This window comes from Arthrobacter sp. 9AX, from assembly GCF_902506095.1.
Classification (GTDB): domain Bacteria; phylum Actinomycetota; class Actinomycetes; order Actinomycetales; family Micrococcaceae; genus Arthrobacter.
In genome coordinates, this window is the sequence record NZ_LR733293.1 from 1,012,820 (window position 1) to 1,031,094 (window position 18,275).

An 18,275-nucleotide genomic window follows, 5' to 3' on the forward strand; every position below is an offset into this window, starting at 1 on the left:
GACTGCGCCAATAGACTGTTGGGAAAGCGTGCGACGGCGGATGGAGACTTTGTGGGAAGCGTGGTAGTTGAGGAGCTGGAAACCATCCTGGCGGCCGGCCAGGTGGACAGGGCAGAGACAACACTCCGCAGGTATGCGGTGGACCAGGCTCCCATCCTCGAGTACCAGTTGCCGTTGGCAGTGGTGTTCCCGGAGTCGGTGGAGGACGTCCAGGCAGTCGTGCGGATGTGTGCCGCCGGCAACGTCCCGATTGTCCCCCGCGGCGCCGGAACGGGAGTTTCCGGCGGCGCCCACGCCACCAAGGACTGCATCATTCTGTCCCTTGAGCGCATGGACCGGATCCTGGCGCTGGATCCGGATGATGAAACGGCGGTGGTGGAGCCCGGCGTCATTAACGCTGCGCTCAACGAGGCCGCCGCCCACCACGGGCTGATGTACGCGCCGGACCCCGCCAGCTTCCGCAGTTCCACCATCGGCGGCAACGTCGCCACCAACGCCGGCGGCCTGCGGTGCGCAAAATACGGCGTCACCCGGGACTCGGTGCTGGCGCTGGACGTTGTCCTGGCGGACGGCTCGCTCCTGCACACCGGCCACCAGACCTTCAAGGGTGTGGCAGGGTACGACCTGACCGGCCTCTTCGTGGGCTCGGAAGGAACGCTGGGAATCGTGGTGGGCGTAACGGTGCGCCTGAAGTACCTCCCACGGGAAGTGCACACGATCGCCGCCTTCTACCCGGACTTCCGCCAGGCTGCAGCGGGCGTCCTGGCTGTAGGCCGGGCGCGTGTTCAGCCGGCCATCATGGAACTGCTCGACGGCGGCACGCTGGCACAGCTGGATGAGATCCACGGCTCGGACCTCACCGCCCGCGGAAAGTCCCTGCTGCTGGTCCAGACCGACGGCTTCGGTGCCGCAGCGGAGGCCCGGATGGTCCGCGAAGTCCTGGCGGCCGGCGGAGCAACGGTGACCACCGAAGCCAGCGCCGAGGCAGAAAGGCTCGTGGAACTGAGGCGCCACAGCCGGGGCGTGGAAGTGGACGACGAGTATCGGGTGGGCGAGGATGTGGCCGTTCCCCGCTCGCGGCTGGTGGACTACGTAGCCGCCCTGGAGGCCATGGCCGAAAATAATGCCGTACACCTGAAGGTCGTGGCCCATGCCGGCGACGGAAACCTGCACCCCACGTTCTGGATCGACCGCACGGACAACACGGTGGAGGGGGCCGCGCTGGAGCGGCTTCACCAGGTGCTGGACGAATCCATTACAGCGGCGCTGGCCATGGGCGGCACCATCACCGGCGAGCACGGCGTGGGGCAGTACAAGCTTCGGTGGCTGGGCCAGGAGCAGCCCGAACCCCTCCGGGAACTCCAGCGCCGGATCAAGGAGCTGTTCGACCCCGCCGGCATCCTCAACCCCGGAAAGGCGATTTAGTCGTCCGAGTCCGGGTACTCGTCGATGGACTCGTCGTCGCCGTAGCGGGACTCTTCCGTCTCCGCCTCAAGGATCTTCAGCAGCCCGGTGGGCGGGTTCAGCATGATGGCCGCCTCGTCCCTGCGGTGCCGCAGGATGGAATCGATGTAGGACTGCACAGCCTCCGCCAGGGGGATGTGCCGCTCCTGCTTTTCGGACATGTACCAGCGGTGCTCCAGGACCTCGTGGACGGCCTCCGCCGGCTCCAGCTTGCCGGACAGGTCGCGCGGGATGGACCGGACAATGGGCTCGAAGATCTGGCTGACCCACAGGTGGGCGCTGTATTCCTCGTCCATGTCCGGGTTGTTGTCCGCCCGGAAGGAGTCCATGTCGTTGAGCAGCCGGCGTGCCTGGTTCTCCTGGGCGTCCAGGCCCGTGAGCCGCAGCAGGCGGCGCATGTGGTGCCCGGCGTCCACTACTTTGGGCTGCAGCTGGATGGTGGACCCGTTCTGAGTGGTCTTGATGGCGTATTCCTCGACGTCGAAGCCAAGTTCGTTCAGCCGCCGGATACGTGCTCCCACCCGCCAGCGTTCGCCGAGTTCGAAGGATTCCTTCTCGGTCAGCTCCGTCCACAGCCGGCGGTAGCTGTCCATGATGAGTTCGCTGGTGGCCACGGGGTCCACCTTTTCCTCGATCAGCCCGCCGTCCAAGAGGTCCATCAGTTCCCCGGCGATGTTGACCCGGGCGATTTCAAGATCGTATTCCCGCTGGCCGGTGGACAGGTCCGGGTACAGCTCCCCGGTTTCGGCGTCCACCAAGTACGCGGCAAAGGCGCCGGCATCGCGGCGGAACAGGGTGTTGGACAAGGAAACGTCGCCCCAGTAGAAGCCGATCAGGTGCAGCCGCACCAACAGCAGCGCCTGCGCATCGATGAGCCTGGTGAGGGTGTCCTTGCGGAGCATCTGCGAGAAGAGGGCGCGGTACGGCATGGAGAACTTCAGGTGCCGGGTGACCAGCACGGGGTTCAGCGGCCTTCCGTCCAGTGTGGTGCGGCCGGTGATAACGGCCACCGGCTCCACGCAAGGAACATCCAGCCGGGCCAGTTTGCGGAGCATGTGGTACTCGTGCCGGGCTACGTGCTCGGAGGTTTCCTTGATGGCGATCACCGAACCGCCCAGGTGGGCGAACCGGACGATGTGCCGGGAGATGCCGCGGGGGAGGGCGGCCAGGTTCTCTGCCGGCCACTCCTCCAAGGCAATGTGCCACGGCAGGTCCAGCAGCTCGGGGTCGGCCGCTGCGGCCGTGATGTTCAGGTTGCTGGAGACCGAAGAGAGCTTGCCGTCGTCGGCACTCGCGGGAGCGAACCGCGGCAGTTTGCCCACCTGCGCGTAGTCGGTGGGTTCATCGTGCCACTGGGCGTTGTATTCCTCGGTCATGCGTCAATTCTTCCGTACGTAGGCGTGCCCCGCTAATTCTTCTGCGGGCACGGTTAAAGGCCGACGGCGGCCCGCACCATTGCGTAAAGGTGCGGGCCGCCGTCGCTAACCAAAGGCCACGCTGGCAGGGTTCCCTGGCCGGAGCGAAGCGAGGTTAGGGTGCCGGTTGGGCCCACACTGGCAGGGTTCCCTGGCCGAAGCGAAGCGAGGTTAGGGTGTCGGTGGGGAGGATCAGTCGCCTAGGCGCAGGCCGGTCTTGGTGTCGAACAGGTGCACGTGGCCTGACTGCGGACGGACGTAGATGGACTCGCCCTTCATCGGAGGGCGGCGGCCGTCGACGCGTGCCACGATGTCGTGGTCCTTGCCGTCCAGGGTGGTGTGGCCGTAAACGTAGGCGTCGGCACCCAGCTCTTCGACGACGTCGACCTCTACCTTCAGGCCTTCACCGTGCGGAGCGGTCTCGAGGTCCTCGGGACGGCTTCCGAGCGTCACGGTGGAGCCGTGTGCCTCTTCGAGGACGTCACGCGGCACGGGGTAGACGGTGCCGCCGAACTGGACGCCGCCGTCGACAACCGGCAGTTCCAGCAGGTTCATGGCCGGGGAGCCGATGAAGCCGGCGACGAAGACGTTCTTCGGGCGGTCGTAGAGGTTGCGCGGGGTGTCGACCTGCTGCAGGAGGCCATCCTTGAGGACAGCAACGCGGTCACCCATGGTCATGGCCTCGACCTGGTCGTGCGTCACGTAAACGGTGGTGACGCCCAGGCGGCGGGTCAGGGACGCGATCTGGGTGCGGGTCTGGACACGGAGCTTGGCGTCCAGGTTGGATAGCGGCTCGTCCATGAGGAAGACCTGGGGGTTACGGACGATGGCGCGGCCCATGGCTACACGCTGGCGCTGACCGCCGGAGAGTGCCTTCGGCTTGCGGTCCAGGTAAGGCTCAAGGTCAAGGAGCTTGGCGGCTTCACGGACGCGCTCGGCACGCTCTTCCTTGGAAACGCCTGCGATCTTCAGGGCGAAGCCCATGTTGTCGGCCACAGTCATGTGCGGGTACAGCGCGTAGTTCTGGAACACCATCGCGATGTCGCGGTCCTTCGGCGGAACGTCGGTGACGTCGCGGTCGCCAATAAGGATTCGGCCTGCGTTGACGTCCTCGAGGCCGGCGAGCATGCGCAGCGAGGTGGACTTACCGCAACCGGAGGGTCCAACGAGGACCAGGAATTCGCCATCGGCGATGTCGATGTTGAGCTTATCGACGGCGGGCTTATCTGTGCCCGGGTACAGACGCGTAGCGTTATCAAAAGTAACTGTAGCCACAGTTATCAATCCCTTCACCGGCAGGTACGTGCCGGACGATCCGTTGTGAATGGTTCATGTTTGTTCAGTTGTGTGTTGCAGATGCTTTCCGGCCAAGGCCGGGAGGCATCGAGTGACGCCGCACGGTTTCTGTGCGCCACATCACAGAGAAGAGTATGTCAGATTCTGTTCGATTCGGCACAAATGTTACGAGCGTCACACGTGAGGTTGGTAACCCTCAGTCCTGCGGGTCCTCCATCACGACTGCCAGGCTCCGTTCCCGGAGCAGCACTTCGAGCAGCTCGGCCACGTGGACGGGGGCTTCCACCCGGTACTGCGCCTGGGTGAAGTCAAGGCCCACCTTGACGCCCACGTCTCCGGGCTTCAGCCGGGCCAGCGCGTCCTCGTCGGTGGTGTCATCGCCGGCGAACAGGACGGCCGAGGCGCCGCTGACCTGCCGCAGGAAGTCGACTCCCTCGCCTTTGGACGCGTTCACTACGGAGGTTTCAAGGACGCGCTTCCCGTCCTTGAGGAAGACGCCTTTCCGGTCCTCCAGCAGTGAGCGTGCAGCAGCCACAGCATCCTCTGCGACGTCGTCAGCCGCCTGGCGGGTGTGCAGCACCACTCCGGCCGGCTTGTCCTCCAGCATGGTGCCGGGGGCTTCAGCAACAATGTCGGCGAGGATACTGCGTACTTCGGTGAGGAGGGCTTTCTGCGTCCCGTCCAGGGTCAGCCCGGCGGACCCGGGTCCCAGCCACGCTTCCGCCCCGTGGCTGCCGATCAGCAGTGTGTCCACCGGCGGCGAGGCAACCTTGCGAAGGCTGGCCAGGGCGCGTCCGGAGATGAGTGCCGTCGTCGTACGCGGCAGCACGGCGAGCCCGGCGAAAGCCGTGGCCGCGCGGGGAAGCGGCCGTGCGTCGTCGGCATGGCCCACGATCGGCGCCATGGTGCCGTCGAAGTCCATGGCCACCAGCAGGTGCTCTGTCCGGGCGATGGCGCGGACGGCTTCGCGGAGCTCCGGTGTCAGCGCCAGTTTGCCGTTGCCGGTCCGGTTCTCAGGAGTCATCGCGGACCACTTTCTCCTTCAGGGCCTGCAGGAAGTCTGCGGACCAGTGGTCGACGTCGTGCTCCAGGATCTGCTTGCGCATGGCACGCATACGCCGGGACGCGTCCCGGTCCGGCATCTCGACGGCACGCATGATCGCGCTCTTCAGTCCGTCAATATCGTGCGGGTTGATCAGCAGCGCCTGCTTGAGTTGGTCTGCGGCGCCGGCGAACTCGCTGAGCACCAGCGCGCCGTCGTTGTTGGTCCGCGCGGTGACGTACTCCTTGGCCACCAGGTTCATGCCGTCCCGCAGGGCGGTCACGAGCATAACGTCGGCGGCCAGGTACAGGGCCACCATCTCCTCCACCGGGTAGCTGTGGTGCAGGTAGCGGACGGCAGTGTTCTCCAAGGTGTCGTAGGTGCCGTTGATGTGCCCCACCGTGCCCTCCACCTCCTCGCGCAGGAGCCGGTACTGTTCAACGCGCTCGCGGCTGGGGCTGGCCACCTGGATCAGGGTTGCGTCACCGACGGACAGCTTGCCGTCGGCCAGGAGCTCCTCAAAGGCCTTCAGCCGGTGCCGGATGCCCTTGGTGTAGTCCAGGCGGTCCACACCCAGCAGGATGGTTTTCGGATTGCCGAGGTCCTGGCGGATCTGGCGGGCCCGCTCAATGATCTCCGGCTTCGCCGCCAACTCGCTGATCTGCCGGACATCGATGGATATGGGGAACGCCTGGGCCCGGGCGATGTGGGTGATCTCGCCGTCCTGGCCCTTCACGTGCACCTGCTGCTGCTTGACGCTGGCGCCCAGGAAGCGGCGGGCCGAGCGCATGAAGTTGCCGGCGTCGCTGGGCCGCTGGAAGCCCACCAGGTCAGCGCCGAGGAGGCCGTCAATGATGGCCTGGCGCCAGGGGAGCTGGGCGAAGATCTCCGGCGGGGGAAACGGGATGTGGTTGAAGAAACCGATCTTGAGGTCCGGCCGGGCTTCCCGGAGCATCCGCGGCACCAGCTGCAGCTGGTAGTCCTGGATCCACACCGTTGCGCCGTCGTCGGCATGGCGTACTACCGCGTCGGCGAATCTCTTATTGACCGTGCGGTAGGCGTCCCACCAGGTGCGGTGGAATTCCGGCGGGGCGATGACGTCGTGGTAAAGCGGCCACAGGGTGGCGTTGGAGAAGCCCTCGTAATAAAGCTCCACGTCGTTCGCGCTGAGCTGGACGGGTACCAGGTCCATGCCGCCGTGGCTGAACGGTTTCAGCGTCTCGTCCGGGGCGCCGTGCCAGCCCACCCAGGCGCCGTCGGTCTTGGTCATCATGGGTGCCAGTGCGGTCACCAGGCCGCCGGGGGAGCGCCGCCAGCCTGAGCCGTCGTCGCCGCTTTCGCCCGGGGCGCAGCGGTCAACAGGCAGCCGGTTCGAGACCACCATGAAGTCGTACTTTGTCTTTGCGCCGTGGCCTGTGCTGGCGGCGCCGGAACCGGCTGCGGTGGCGGGTTTTTCCTGGACGGGTGTTTGCATTGCGGCCCCCTGGGGTTGCTTGTGCCTCTTAGCCCACCCTAACGGGACGGAATCATCGGGGCTATTCGTCCGTTGGTCAACCCTGAAGAATACTTGAAACAGCAAGCTCTCAGCTTTCTCCCCTAAAATGAGGGGGTTGCCACGAACTGGTCCCCCTCGTCGATCGACCCAAGGAACACATGAGCCCCGCAAACGAAGTACGTAAGTCCAAGGCTGAGCGCACCGCGGAGGCCCGCGAAAAAGCGCGGCTGATCCGTGAAGCGCAGCTGAAAAAGGACAAACGCAACAAGCTGCTGATCGGGTGGGGGATTGTGGCCGCCGTGGTGGCCATCCTGGTGGTGGTGGCGCTCGTGGTGACCACCTCGATGAAGCAGAACGCGCCGATTGCCGACCAGGGCCCCACGCCGGCCAACGCCAACGTCCACGGCGGTGTCACGCTGCTGGCCAACACGGAAGTTGCAAAACTGGACCCGGCCACCGTTGACGCAGCCGCCGTTGGCGAGCCGCCGCAGGCACCGCCGGCCGAAGTGGTGGCTCCTGGTGCCGAGGCCGAGGCGGGCAAGCCGGTCAAGGTTGTCCTGTACATCGACTTCATCTGCCCGGTCTGCAAAAACTTCGAGGCCCAGTACAACGAACAGCTGACATCCCTGCGCAACGAGGGCAAAATTACGGTGGAATACCGCGCGCTGGGATTCCTTGACAGCCGCTCCACCACCAACTACTCCTCCCGGGCAGCCAATGCCGCCGCCTGCGTAGTGAACGAATCGCCGGAGAAGTACGCGCAGTTCGTGGACACGCTGTTCGCCAACCAGCCTGCCGAAGGCGGCGCCGGTCTCTCCGACGACAAGCTCAAGAGCCTCGCCTCGGACATCGGCGTTGACATCAGCAGCTGCGTGGACAACAAGACCTACCGGCCCTTCGTGAAGTTCACCACCAAGGAAGCCGCAGCCATTGGCGTCACAGGGACGCCCACCGTCTTCGTCGACGGCAAGCAGTGGGGCAAGGGCGACAGCGCCCAGACCCCGTTCCCCGATTTCCTCCAGGCCGCGATCGCCGCCAAGGGTTAAGGGGATGCGCAGAGGGCCCGTCCTCCGGAAGTGATCCGGAGGGCGGGCCCCTTCGCCTTGTAGTGCATCCAGTGTGGGGCGGCCGTCCGGAACGGCGGCGGCGTTTTTACCACCGGGAGGACTTGGGCTAACCTTATCTAGCGCCGTCCAGGCGCACGCCCGCACGGGCACGCCTCCTTAGCTCAGTTGGCCAGAGCACCGCTCTTGTAAAGCGGGGGTCGTCGGTTCGAATCCGACAGGGGGCTCAATTTTTTTGCCGGCGGTTTTCCGGCCCGGGCGCCAGCGTCCCGCTAGCCGGCGGACGGCGCGATGTTGTGGTTCAGGCGCAGGAGATTCTGCGGATCATAACGGTCCTTGAGCGCCACCAGCCGCCGGTATTTGTCCTGGCCGTAGGCAGCGCGTGCCGCGTCCGGCGCCTGCACACCCAGTTCGGCCCCCAGGAAGTTGACGTATTCGCCCTGCTCCGCGAACGGCTGCATCACAGCGTAGGCCTTGCGGGCGAAGGCGGTCAGCCGTTCGTCCTCTGCTGCATCGCGCCAGAATCCGTACACGTTCAGCCAGTACCGGGCGGACCGGTTCGGGAACGCCGTGGCATCCTCCGGTACCCGCCCGAAGGCACCCTCCAGGTGATGGATGTCGATCCCGGTTCCTTCCCAGGCCAGCTCGGACGCGAAGCCCAGCACAGCATCCACCACCTCCTCGTCCAGCCGGGAAAACGAGACGTTCTTCCAGTAGCCGCGTGAGCCCTTGGGGAACACGGCGTCCATGGCACTTTGCCATTCAGGCCACGAGGTAGGCCCCACAACTTCACCGTCGGGCGGGGCTGCGGCGCGCAGCCGGTCGATCAGCTCAAGGCCGGGCTGGTGGTCCTCAGCCACCCAGGCCACGCCAATAACCATCCAGGGTTCGGCACCCATGCCGAATTCGGGCGGAAGGACCACGAACGAGATGATCGGGTTCATCTCGTCCGGCAGGTCCCGGGTCCAGGCATCGAAGGCGAGGAGGGCGTTGCGCCAATTGTCCGGCCGGTAGAAGAGATTGCCACCCAACGGCGCTGCGGGCAGGGGGAGGGCACGGAAGGTAAAGGAGGAGACGACGCCGAAGTTCCCGCCGCCGCCGCGCACGCCCCAGAACAGCTCCGCATTCTCCTCCGCTCCGGCGTGCACATGCTCCCCGGCGGGGGTGACCACATCCACGGCATCAAGGTTGTCCAGGCTGAGCCCGCCGGTCCGGGTCAGCCAGCCCACCCCGCCGCCCAGGGTAAGTCCCGCCACGCCCGTTCCGCTGATGACACCCAGGGGCACCACCAGGCCATGCACGGCCGTGGCCCTGTCCACGTCGGCAAGTGTGGCTCCGGGCTCGACGGCGACCTCCCGCCTTTCGGCGTCGACGCGCACGTTGCGCAGCGCTCCCAGGTCCAGGACCAGGCCGCCGTCCACAGTGCCGTGCCCGGCGATGTTGTGCCCGCCACCGCGGACGGCCAGCGCGATGCCCGTCTGCCGCGCAGTGTCCAGGACGACGTCGATATCCGATGCGGACCCGGCCCTCGCGATGGCGCGCGGATGCAGATTGATCATGCCGTTCCACACTGCACGGGCTTCCTCGTATGAAGGATCCTGAGGCTCGATCAACGATCCCTGCAGCCTCCCGCGCAACTGGTCCAGGTGCTGCTGGAGCTCAAATTCCGGATGATGTTCGTGAACTGCGGCCATCGCTGATACTTCCAGATCAAAGGGCGAAAACAATCCAGCGGGAATACCGATGCCGTGATCTTAGGATTGGCCCTTGGAGAGGTCAACAGCGTTTTTATCCGGAGCTGTCCATTCCCTTATTACCCGGCAGATTAATGTGTGTGAGACCCGTACGAAACGCGCCCACAACAATGGCTGCGTACCCTCGCACGCATGACAACAAAATTCCCCGCCCGTGTCCGGGCCTGGCTGGCGGACGCCTTCTACTGCGAGACCCCCGGACAGGCCGCCGATGCCATGGCTGACGCCACCCGGTGGGGCTGGCTCCCCGCCCTCAGCGGAGTGGCGGCAGGGGCTGAACAGGCCCGCGTCCTGCATGCGGAAAGTGCGTCTAAACCGCCTGAATTGTCTGCTTGAACACACTATTGCCCTTGTAAGGGCGTTATGACCTAAACTGCTTCACTGAGGTGCCTGAAATGGCGCTGTGCAGCAACGAAAGTGAACACGCTATGGCTACCGATTACGATGCTCCACGCAAGCAGGAAGAGGAGTCTTCCTCAGAGTCCCTGGAGGCCCTGCAGGCCTCCCGCGGCGGCAATGCCCAGACCGCGGTAATCGACGTTGACGAAAACGACACGGCCGAGGGCATCGACCTTCCCGGCGCCGACCTTTCCAACGAGGAACTGACCGTCATCGTTGTTCCCGAGCAGTCGGACGAGTTCACCTGCTCCTCGTGCTTCCTGGTCCGCCACCGGTCCCAGGTGGCCCGCGAAAAGAACGGCCAGAAGTACTGCCGCGAGTGCGAAGGCTGATACTTCCAAGGCACAACAGCGCCGGCCGCCGACTCGGTGGCCGGCGCTGTTTGTCTTTCTTGGTGATCGTTATCCGGCATAACGGCCGGGTCCAGAAACGGCACCGGAACGGTTAAGGAAGACGGCAAAAAACCCCTGGTTTTACAGGCGCGTGACCGGGATCCGGCGTACCTTACGGTTCCGCGCCGAAGCGGCTACAACCCTCGATTCGGGCACCCGACACTCCTAGTCTGGAGCTATCCAACCGCACCTCTCCCTCTGGATGGCACCAACAATGAAAAAACTCCTGATCTGGTTCACGGCCCTTCTGATGGCCGTCGGACTGGGAATCCTGGTTCCGGGGCCCGCCTCGGCAGCCACCTCGTATTGCGGACTGGTTTGGGGATCGAAGGCAAAAGCCGTTGACACCCTCAGTGCCGCCTCAGTTACCAACGTCCGGACCGGGCAGCACTACTGCTTCGACCGGATGGTAATTGACCTCAATGGCCATGTTGACGGTTACAACGTCCGCTACGTTGGCCAAGTGACACAGGACGGATCCGGAAAACCGGTTCCCCTGCGTGGGCAGGCGTCTCTCCAGGTCACTGTGACCGCCCCGTCCTACGACATCGATAAGGGCACCGCCACATACACCCCGGCCGACCAGGCCGAACTGTCCAACGTCGCGGGCTACCAGACCTTCCGCCAGGTGGCCTGGGCAGGCAGCTTCGAAGGCTACACCACCATCGGCCTGGGCGTCCGCGCCCGCCTGCCCTTCCGGGTCCTGACCTTGGACGGCCCAGGTTCCGGGTCCCGGCTGGTGGTGGATGTGGCCCACTTCTGGTGACGGCAGCTGCGCAGCCACAGCGATAACTGACCAGCGGTAACCCAAAAAGGTGCCGCACCCCGCTGAACCGGGGTGCGCCACCTTTTTAGGTGGTGAATGGGGAAAACCTACTCCGGGACCACCAAGGCCGGGGTGTCCTGCTTCAAAGTCTCGCCGCGGAAGAACCCGGGCCGCAGCCTGGACATCACCAGCATAAACACCGCACCGAGGGCGAGGATGCCGACGCCGAGGACGAACACCAGGCCCACTCCGAACACCTCGGAGCCGCTGCCGAATTCAGGCGCCCAACTGTCCACGGCGGTCTGCAGGAAGACCACGAACAGGCCCACGCCGCCCAGTACGGGACAAAGGAACCGCAGCACGAAGTTGCGGAGGCTGCTGAAGACACTGTTCCGGAAGTACCAGGCGCAGGCGATCGCCGTCAGCCCGTAGTAGAAGCAGATCATCAGGCCCAGCGCCAGGATGGTGTCGTTCAGGACGTTTTCGCTGAGCACGTGCATCACCGCGTAGAACCCCGCGGACAGGAGGCCGGCCGCAATGGTGGCGTAGCCCGGCGTCGCAAACTTCCTGCTGACCCGGCTGAACGGCTCCGGCAGCGCCCCGTAGTGGGCCATGGCCAGCAGGCTGCGGGACGGCGACATAAACGTGGACTGCAGCGAGGCGGCGGAGCTGGAGAGGACAGCCAGGGACATCAGGATGGCGAACGGGCCCATGATGGGGGACGCCAGCGCGGTGAAGATGTTCTCATGGATTTCGGTGTTGTTCAGGCCGTTGCCGGTATCGCCGACGCCGGCGAACATCATGGTGGCGATGCTGACCAGCAGGTAGATCGCCAGGACGATCAGGGCCGTCAGGGTGCCGGCGAGGCCTGCGGTCTTTTTGCCGTTGGCGGTTTCCTCGTTGACTGTCAGGCACACGTCCCAGCCCCAGTACACAAAGATGGACAGTGAGATCCCGGCGGCCACCTGCCCGAACGTCTCGATCCTGGTGACGTCGAACCACTCCCAGCTGAAGGGGATGGCCGTCTCGGAGGTGGACCAGTTGGCGAACGCCATGGCCACGAACAGGCCGAGCACCAGCAGCTGGAACCCCACCAGGCCGTACTGCACCAGTTTGGTGGTGTGCAGGCCCCGGTAGCTCACCCAGACGGCCAGAGCCACGAACACAAAGCAGGTGAGCACGTTGAGTGGCTTGTTGGCGGCAAGGTCGGCCAGTTCGGGCGAACCGGTGAGTTGGGACAGGAAGAGGTAGAAGAAGTCCACGGCAACGCCGGCCAGGTTGGACAGGACAATGATGTTGGCTGCCAGGAGGCCCCAGCCGCCCATCCAGCCCACCCAGGGGCCGAAGGCCTTGGTGACCCAGGTGAAGGTGGTGCCGCTGTCCGGCGAGTCGGCGTTGAGCTCCCGGTAGGCCAGGGACACCAGGATCATCGGGATGAAGCCGATGAGGAAGACGACCGGCAGCTGCAGTCCGGCTTCGTTGACGGTGGGGCCCAGCGCGCTGGTGAGCGTATAGGCCGGGGCGATGGTGGAGATGCCAAGGACGACGACGGCGAGGAGCCCCAGCTGCCCGCCCTTCAGGCCCTTGGGGGTAATTCCGTGCTTTCCGGACCCGGCGGGGGAGGCGCCGGTGCGGATGGTTTCTGTCATGGCACCACTTTCTGGGAGGCAACGGGCTGCTGTTGGGTGATGCAGTGGATTCCCCCGCCGCGGGCAAACAGCTCGCGTGCGTCGATGGCGACAATACGCCGTCCGGGGTAGGCCTCCGCCAGGATCTGCAGGGCCTTGTCATCCTGGGGGTCGTTGAAACTGCAGGCGATCACGCCGCCGTTGACCACCAGGTGGTTGATGTAGCTGTAGTCCACGAAGCCTTCGTCGTCCCGAAGCGTTTCGGGCGCAGGGACCTCAATGATGTTCCACTGCCGGCCGGCGGCGTCGGTGGTGCCGCGCAGGAAGTCGATAATCTCCCGGGAGACTTCGAAGTCCGGGTGTTCCGGGTTTTCCTGCGAGTGCACCAGCAGCGTGCCGGGGGAGGGGATGGCGGCCACGATGTCCACGTGGCCGCGGGTTCCGAACCGTTCGGAGTCCCGTGTGAGGCCGCGGGGAAGCCACACCACGTGGGTTGCGCCGATGGTGCGGGCAAGTTCCTGCTCGACGTCGGCCCGGCTGAGTCCGGGATTGCGGCCGGGATCCAGCTGCACGGTCTCCGTCACGAGGACTGTTCCCTGCCCGTCCACCTGGATGCCGCCGCCCTCGTTGACCAGCGCCGAGACAATGTGCTGAGCCCCTGAACGCGCGGCCACTTCACCGGCGATCAGGGCATCCTTGTCCCACTGCGCCCAGTCCTGGCCACCCCAGCCGTTGAACACCCAGTCCACCGCACCCAGCTGCCCGTCGCCGTCCAGGACGAACGTGGGCCCGATGTCGCGCATCCACGCATCATTCAGCGGGGCGGCAAGCACCTCAACGTCAGGGTGCAGGTAGGCTGCGGCTGTCTCGACGTCGTCGGGATCCACCACTATGGTGACCGGCTGGAACTCGACGGCGGCATTGGCCACTGCCGCCCAGGTGGTCCTGGCGGCGTGGGCGGCCTCAGTCGACTCGCCAAGGGTGTAGCCGCCAGCGGGGAAGGCCATCCAGAGCCGTTCCTGGCGGGCAGTTTCGGCGGGCATCCGCCACTGCGGAGCAGCGTGGGAGCCTTTGCTGGCCGGGGCGGTCACGAGCAGACCTCAGCGAATCCGCGCTCGCCGCCCAGGAGTTCGTTGGGGCGGACCGGCTCGGTGAGCCGGCCGTACGTGTCCGGCCGGCGCGTTGCAAGGAAGGGGAACAGGGTCAGCCAGTCCTTCCGCTGGTCCAGGTCCAGATCCGCCACGAGGACCGCAGACTCATCCCGCGGCGCCTGGGCCAGGATACGGCCGTAGGGATCGGAGATGAAGGACGAACCATAGAAGTCCAGAGTCCCCTCGCCGCCCCAGCGGTTCGGGGCGATCATGAACAGGCCGTTGGCGATGCCGTTGCCCACGATGACCTGCTGCCACAGTGGCTGGGTGTCGAATTCCGGGTGGTCGGGTTCGGAGCCGATGGCCGTGGGGTACACCACGATTTCCGCGCCTCCGAGGGAGTACAGGCGCGCCACCTCGGGGAACCATTCGTCCCAGCAGGTGGGCATTCCCAGCCTGGCGCCGTCCAGCTCGGCGGGAGCGTGGACTTCGTAGGCGTCGGCGGCTGCCGGTCCCTGGCGGAAGAACTTGTCCTCGTAGTATCCGGCGGTCACCGGGATGTGGAGCTTGTGCGTCCGTGCCAGGAGCTCGCCGGCCGGGGAGACCAGGATGGCGGTGTTCAATCCGAGTCCGTCGTCGGTGCCGTCCGGGTCCTCGGCACGCTGGTACAGGGACGCGTGGACGGAAACCCCGTGGCGGCGTGCAGCCTCGGCGGCGAAGCGGAAGGTGGCTCCGGTGAGCAGGTCCTCGGCGATGTCCGAAGGCCGGGTCCGGGCGGGCCCTTCGGCGGGATCGTTGTGGGGGCGGGTGTCCGCGGGGTAGCGCGAAAGCGTCAGCTCGGGCAGGAAGACTACGGTGGCTCCCAGCCGGGCGGCCCGGCCGATGCCCTCGTCCAGTTCGGCCTCGATGGCGGCGTTGTCTGCTTGCCACCGGTGCTGGACCACACCGACGCGCAGGGCGGGCCGGCCGGACGGCGTTGTCCGGGCCAGGGAAGCGGGTGCGCCAAGGCAGGAAATTTCGATCATGTTTGCTACTCCAGTGAGACGACGGTCACTAAATGAATGACGTTCATTTAGTATGAGGTGCGACGGGCGCGGATGCAAGAGGAAATATGAATCACGTTCTTTTATGTCGTGCCGGGTGGAGTTAGTAAGCTCACTGAGAAATTGTTCCCGTTCCACTGTGGGCCGGATCCCGGGCTGGTAGCGTCAGGATTACTGGACCAATCGAGGAGGACGCATGAAAGCTTCACCGACACTGACCAACAACCTTCAGGCTGTGCTCGTAGACCTGATCGACCTGCACATCCAGGGCAAGCAGGCCCACTGGAACATCGTGGGAACCAACTTCCGCGACCTCCACCTGCAGCTGGATGAGATCGTGGATGCCGCCCGCCAGTTCGCCGACGATACGGCCGAGCGGATGCGCGCACTGCACGCCCTCCCGGACGGCCGCAGCTCCACCGTGGCGGAATCCACCAGCCTCGCGCCCTTCCCTGAAGGCCTCATCAATACCAAGGACGCGATCGAGCGCATCGTCGCAGCCCTTGAGGCTGCCGTGGGCACCATGCGGAAGGTCCATGACGAAGTGGACGAGGAAGACCCCACGTCGGCGGACCTCCTGCACGAGTTCATCGCAAAGCTTGAGCAGTATGCGTGGATGGTCAACGCGGAGACCCTGAAGGCCACTGCCAGCGTTACCGCGCCTGACTCGAAGTAACCCGCCCTGCCGCATGGGGCATTCAGCGCCCGGCGCCGGACCTGCTGTCCGGCGCCGGGCGCTGTTTTTTCTGCCCGACACTCCCGGCGGCACTCTGCCCCTATGCCGCCCTGGGCACTTTCCGGAGGACGACGGCGGTAAGTACTGCCGCCGTCGCCATCAGTACCAGCCCGATCGCCGCCGTGACATGCACCCCGGAGTCAAAGGCGGCGCCGGCCGCCTGCCGGACGGCTTCGGCGAGGGGAGCGGGCAGCCCGGCCGCCAGTTCCATGGCACCGGCGAGGGTCTCACCCGCGTGTGCAGTACCTTGGCCGTGCGTGGCCTCGGAGATTCCTGCCGGGAGCCGCAGGTTGTGCTGGTACGAAGCGGTGAGGATCGAGCCCAGCACTGCGGTCCCGAGCAGCGCGCCCACCTCGTATCCCGTCTCGGAGATAGCTGAGGCGGCTCCGGATTTTTCCGCCGGAACGCTCCCCAGGATGAGGTCGTTCGAAATGGTCTCCGCCGTCCCGACGCCCAGGGCGAGGACCAGCAGGGCGGCCAGTAAAAGTGCAGGCCCGTTGGCATGGTTGCCGAACGTCACCAGGCTGTACCCGGCGGCGCTCATGCCAAGTCCGGCGCCCACCACGAACCCGGGACGGATCTTCCGCACCAGCGGCACCACCGCCAGGCCCGCCACCACAGTGGCCACCAGCGCCGGAATCATGGCCACACCGGCTGTGGAAGGGGACATGCCTTCGAGGAGCTGCAGGTGCTGCGCCAGGAAAAGGATAAAGCCGTTGAAGGAAAACAGGGCCAGGATGTTCGCCGTGATGGCCATGCTGAACACCCGGTTCCGGAACAGGGACATGTCCAGCAGGGGGCTGTCCAGCCGCTGCTGCCGGCGGACAAAGGCAGCGCCCATTGCCAGCCCGAAAGCCATGCTTCCCAGGGCCAGGGGAGCCGGGTCCCCGGTGGCGTACTCCTTGATGCCGTAGACCACCGGCACCATGGTCAGCAGCGAGAGCAGGATGCTCGGCGCATCCACTGTGCCCGGGTGGGGGTCCCGGGACTCCGGAATGAATACCGGCCGAAGGCCAGCAGGGGCAGCATGATGGGCACCGCCACCAGGAGGACCGCTCCCCACCAGAAGTGTTCCACGAGCCACCCGCCGAAAATCGGCCCCAGGGCAGCGCCGCCGGAGAACCCGGCGGCCCAGATGGCGATGGCCAGCCGGCGGCGGTTGGGGTCCGGGAAGATATTGCGGATCAGGGACAGGGTGGAGGGCATCAGCATCGCGCCGAAGAAGCCCAGGACGGCGCGGCCTGCTATCAACCAGCCGGCGGCGGGGGCGAAGGCCGTTGCGGCGGACACTGTGGCGAAGCCGAGGCTGCCGATGATGAGCAGCCGGCGTCGCCCGATCCGGTCGCCCAGGCTCCCCATTGCAACCAGCAGCCCGGCCAGCACCAGCGGGTAGGCATCAACAATCCACAGAAGTTCGACGCCGGAGGTGCCCAGTGCGCTGGCAATCGCCGGCAGCGCAAACGTCAGTGCCGTGTTGTCGACGGCGACCAGGAGGACGGGGAACATCAGCAGTCCCAGCGCGAGCCAGTCACGCCAGGTGCCCCGGTCCGGAGCAGGCTGCAGGGTCGCTGCGGCATTCAGGCGGGCGCGGTCTTGCTGCGGGTAGGCTGTCATAAAATAACTATACCGTCTGGACGGTATAGTTAAGAAACCGGGCACCGGCAATGCATGATGGGAACCATGCCCAGAAAACCTGTCGCGCGGGATGCAGTCCTCGACGCCTTTGAAGAACTCCTGATCGACGTGGGGGAGCGGGCCGCAACGCTGGACGCCGTTGCCAGGCGGGCAGGAGTCTCCAAGGGCGGACTGTTGTACCACTTCCCCAACAAGGAGGCGCTGATCGCGGCGACGCTTGAACGGCTGGACCGCCTGGCGCGTGAGGACCTCGACGCCATGGCCGCGGCACCCGAAGGGGCGGCTGCCTACTTCATCCGGTCATCGCTCTGGTCCGACACCCCCATGGACCGGTCCTTCGTTGCTGCCACGCGCCTTGCCGAAGTGGCCCATGAGGAAGCCCGCCGCCGTTTCGCCGCCATCCAGCAGCAATGGCTGGAGCTCATCGGCGCGGATGTGGGACCGGCCATGGCAAAGGCTGTGCTCTACATGGGGGACGGGCTGTACTTCAACGCCATGTGGGAGAGCGGGCCATCCGGAAACGCTGTAAACCGGGAGGCGGATGTGCACGAACTGCTGGCCGCCGTCGAACGGCTGCGGGGCTAGCCGCCATTTGCCCCCGGGACGGCTGCATAGGAGAATTGGTCCATGCGCCGGCCGTTGCGGGCGCCATCAAAACAACCTAATTGAATAGCCTTTGATCTGCGGCGGGAGAGTTCTGCCAGAAGGTACAAGCAGGCGCCGTAGGAGCAATACCTCCCCAGGAATCTCACAGGCCCACGTACCGCCGCGGCGAGGCACCTCTGGAAAGCAGCGCGCTGTCCGTCCAGGCATCCGGTACCGGAAGCCCGGACTCCCGTGCTCACCGACGGTGCAAGCGGGGCCCGCGCACAGCAGGCAACGCGGAAACTCTCAGGTCCAGTTACAGAGCGGGGAGGACCCGAATCGATGTGGCGTACCCTGCGCCGCCTTATGTATGGAGTTCCTCGTGACTGTATCTCCGGCCTCCGCCATCCCGGCCTCCGCCTCCCCGGCCCCCACCACTTCGCACTTCGCCCACCCCCGCCCCGGCTGCC

15 protein-coding genes, 1 tRNA gene, 1 pseudogene and 2 riboswitches are annotated in these 18,275 nt (G+C 65.7%); of the genes and pseudogenes, 8 read left to right on the forward strand and 9 right to left on the reverse strand.

The features are described 5' to 3' along the window. Window positions 1-51: 51 nt before the first annotated feature. A complete protein-coding gene (locus BACI348_RS04715) occupies window positions 52-1,425 on the forward strand; it encodes an FAD-binding oxidoreductase (RefSeq protein ID WP_159824175.1) in 1,374 nt (457 codons plus the stop codon). On the opposite strand, the gene BACI348_RS04720 is transcribed toward BACI348_RS04715, so the two are convergent. From BACI348_RS04720 to otsA, 4 genes are all read right to left on the reverse strand, one after another. Continuing rightward, a complete protein-coding gene (locus BACI348_RS04720) occupies window positions 1,422-2,840 on the reverse strand; it encodes a DUF4032 domain-containing protein (protein WP_159824176.1) in 1,419 nt (472 codons plus the stop codon). The two genes, BACI348_RS04715 and BACI348_RS04720, sit on opposite strands and share 4 nt — an antisense overlap. 231 nt (window positions 2,841-3,071) lie before the next feature. Further along, window positions 3,072-4,154 (reverse strand): ABC transporter ATP-binding protein, encoded by a 1,083-nt coding sequence (locus BACI348_RS04725; protein WP_159824177.1) that lies wholly within the window; start codon window positions 4,152-4,154, stop codon window positions 3,072-3,074. A gap of 217 nt (window positions 4,155-4,371) precedes the next feature. Next, on the reverse strand, window positions 4,372-5,199 hold the full coding sequence (otsB, locus tag BACI348_RS04730) for a trehalose-phosphatase (protein ID WP_159824178.1): 828 nt from the start codon (window positions 5,197-5,199) through the stop codon (window positions 4,372-4,374). Then, the gene (gene otsA, locus BACI348_RS04735; RefSeq protein ID WP_159824179.1) at window positions 5,189-6,691 is read right to left on the reverse strand and encodes an alpha,alpha-trehalose-phosphate synthase (UDP-forming); all 1,503 of its coding nucleotides are present in this window, start codon (window positions 6,689-6,691) and stop codon (window positions 5,189-5,191) included. The genes otsB and otsA overlap by 11 nt, the downstream gene beginning before the upstream one ends. A 179-nt stretch (window positions 6,692-6,870) precedes the next feature. On the opposite strand from otsA, the gene BACI348_RS04740 reads away from it, so the two are divergent. Beyond that, window positions 6,871-7,758, forward strand: a complete 888-nt coding sequence (locus tag BACI348_RS04740) for a DsbA family protein (protein ID WP_159824180.1) — start codon at window positions 6,871-6,873, stop codon at window positions 7,756-7,758. Window positions 7,759-7,929: 171 nt separating this feature from the next. Beyond that, window positions 7,930-8,003, forward strand: a tRNA-Thr gene (locus tag BACI348_RS04745). Between the two features lie 45 nt (window positions 8,004-8,048). Here the strand turns inward: BACI348_RS04745 and BACI348_RS04750 are convergent. After that, window positions 8,049-9,470, reverse strand: coding sequence for an FAD-binding oxidoreductase (locus BACI348_RS04750; protein WP_159824181.1), 1,422 nt, complete (start codon window positions 9,468-9,470; stop codon window positions 8,049-8,051). A gap of 192 nt (window positions 9,471-9,662) precedes the next feature. Between BACI348_RS04750 and BACI348_RS04755 the strand changes: the two genes are divergently transcribed. From BACI348_RS04755 to BACI348_RS04765, 3 genes are all read left to right on the forward strand, one after another. Next, window positions 9,663-9,866 (forward strand): hypothetical protein, encoded by a 204-nt coding sequence (locus tag BACI348_RS04755; protein WP_159824182.1) that lies wholly within the window; start codon window positions 9,663-9,665, stop codon window positions 9,864-9,866. Window positions 9,867-9,958: 92 nt separating this feature from the next. Continuing rightward, a complete protein-coding gene (locus BACI348_RS04760; protein WP_159824183.1) occupies window positions 9,959-10,261 on the forward strand; it encodes a DUF4193 domain-containing protein in 303 nt (100 codons plus the stop codon). Window positions 10,262-10,535: 274 nt separating this feature from the next. After that, the gene (locus BACI348_RS04765) at window positions 10,536-11,087 is read left to right on the forward strand and encodes an AMIN-like domain-containing (lipo)protein (RefSeq protein ID WP_159824184.1); all 552 of its coding nucleotides are present in this window, start codon (window positions 10,536-10,538) and stop codon (window positions 11,085-11,087) included. A gap of 107 nt (window positions 11,088-11,194) precedes the next feature. Here the strand turns inward: BACI348_RS04765 and BACI348_RS04770 are convergent, their stop codons facing one another. From BACI348_RS04770 to BACI348_RS04780, 3 genes are read right to left on the reverse strand one after another with little or no spacing between them, the layout of a single operon-like run. Beyond that, window positions 11,195-12,736, reverse strand: a complete 1,542-nt coding sequence (locus tag BACI348_RS04770; RefSeq protein WP_159824185.1) for an APC family permease — start codon at window positions 12,734-12,736, stop codon at window positions 11,195-11,197. After that, window positions 12,733-13,758, reverse strand: coding sequence for an agmatine deiminase family protein (locus tag BACI348_RS04775; RefSeq protein WP_159829783.1), 1,026 nt, complete (start codon window positions 13,756-13,758; stop codon window positions 12,733-12,735). The genes BACI348_RS04770 and BACI348_RS04775 overlap by 4 nt, the downstream gene beginning before the upstream one ends. A 44-nt stretch (window positions 13,759-13,802) precedes the next feature. Continuing rightward, window positions 13,803-14,831 carry a nitrilase-related carbon-nitrogen hydrolase gene (locus BACI348_RS04780; protein ID WP_159824186.1) on the reverse strand — a complete coding sequence of 343 codons (1,029 nt, stop codon included), beginning with the start codon at window positions 14,829-14,831 and terminating at the stop codon, window positions 13,803-13,805. A 214-nt stretch (window positions 14,832-15,045) separates the two neighbouring features. On the opposite strand from BACI348_RS04780, the gene BACI348_RS04785 reads away from it, so the two are divergent. Further along, window positions 15,046-15,525, forward strand: coding sequence for a Dps family protein (locus tag BACI348_RS04785; protein WP_159824187.1), 480 nt, complete (start codon window positions 15,046-15,048; stop codon window positions 15,523-15,525). A gap of 100 nt (window positions 15,526-15,625) precedes the next feature. On the opposite strand, the pseudogene BACI348_RS04790 reads toward BACI348_RS04785, so the two are convergent. Further along, window positions 15,626-17,199, reverse strand: a pseudogene (locus tag BACI348_RS04790) (MFS transporter). A 66-nt stretch (window positions 17,200-17,265) separates the two neighbouring features. Between BACI348_RS04790 and BACI348_RS04795 the strand changes: the two are divergent. After that, entirely contained in the window at window positions 17,266-17,805 is a 540-nt protein-coding gene (locus BACI348_RS04795) for a TetR/AcrR family transcriptional regulator (protein WP_159824188.1), read from the forward strand. Between the two features lie 92 nt (window positions 17,806-17,897). Continuing rightward, a riboswitch (glycine riboswitch) is annotated at window positions 17,898-17,996 on the forward strand. Continuing rightward, window positions 17,997-18,137, forward strand: a riboswitch (glycine riboswitch). Window positions 18,138-18,275 lie beyond the last annotated feature (138 nt).

What these genes read in the sequence shown, in the direction of transcription:
- BACI348_RS04765 (WP_159824184.1), top strand. Translation starts at nt 10,536, where the DNA reads ATGAAAAAACTCCTGATCTGGTTCACGGCCCTTCTGATGGCCGTCGGA.
- BACI348_RS04795 (WP_159824188.1), top strand. Translation starts at nt 17,266, where the DNA reads ATGCCCAGAAAACCTGTCGCGCGGGATGCAGTCCTCGACGCCTTTGAA.
- otsB (WP_159824178.1), bottom strand. Translation starts at nt 5,199, where the DNA reads ATGACTCCTGAGAACCGGACCGGCAACGGCAAACTGGCGCTGACACCG.
- BACI348_RS04740 (WP_159824180.1), top strand. Translation starts at nt 6,871, where the DNA reads ATGAGCCCCGCAAACGAAGTACGTAAGTCCAAGGCTGAGCGCACCGCG.
- otsA (WP_159824179.1), bottom strand. Translation starts at nt 6,691, where the DNA reads ATGCAAACACCCGTCCAGGAAAAACCCGCCACCGCAGCCGGTTCCGGC.
- BACI348_RS04720 (WP_159824176.1), bottom strand. Translation starts at nt 2,840, where the DNA reads ATGACCGAGGAATACAACGCCCAGTGGCACGATGAACCCACCGACTAC.
- BACI348_RS04750 (WP_159824181.1), bottom strand. Translation starts at nt 9,470, where the DNA reads ATGGCCGCAGTTCACGAACATCATCCGGAATTTGAGCTCCAGCAGCAC.
- BACI348_RS04760 (WP_159824183.1), top strand. Translation starts at nt 9,959, where the DNA reads ATGGCTACCGATTACGATGCTCCACGCAAGCAGGAAGAGGAGTCTTCC.
- BACI348_RS04780 (WP_159824186.1), bottom strand. Translation starts at nt 14,831, where the DNA reads ATGATCGAAATTTCCTGCCTTGGCGCACCCGCTTCCCTGGCCCGGACA.
- BACI348_RS04770 (WP_159824185.1), bottom strand. Translation starts at nt 12,736, where the DNA reads ATGACAGAAACCATCCGCACCGGCGCCTCCCCCGCCGGGTCCGGAAAG.
- BACI348_RS04785 (WP_159824187.1), top strand. Translation starts at nt 15,046, where the DNA reads ATGAAAGCTTCACCGACACTGACCAACAACCTTCAGGCTGTGCTCGTA.
- BACI348_RS04775 (WP_159829783.1), bottom strand. Translation starts at nt 13,758, where the DNA reads ATGCCCGCCGAAACTGCCCGCCAGGAACGGCTCTGGATGGCCTTCCCC.
- BACI348_RS04755 (WP_159824182.1), top strand. Translation starts at nt 9,663, where the DNA reads ATGACAACAAAATTCCCCGCCCGTGTCCGGGCCTGGCTGGCGGACGCC.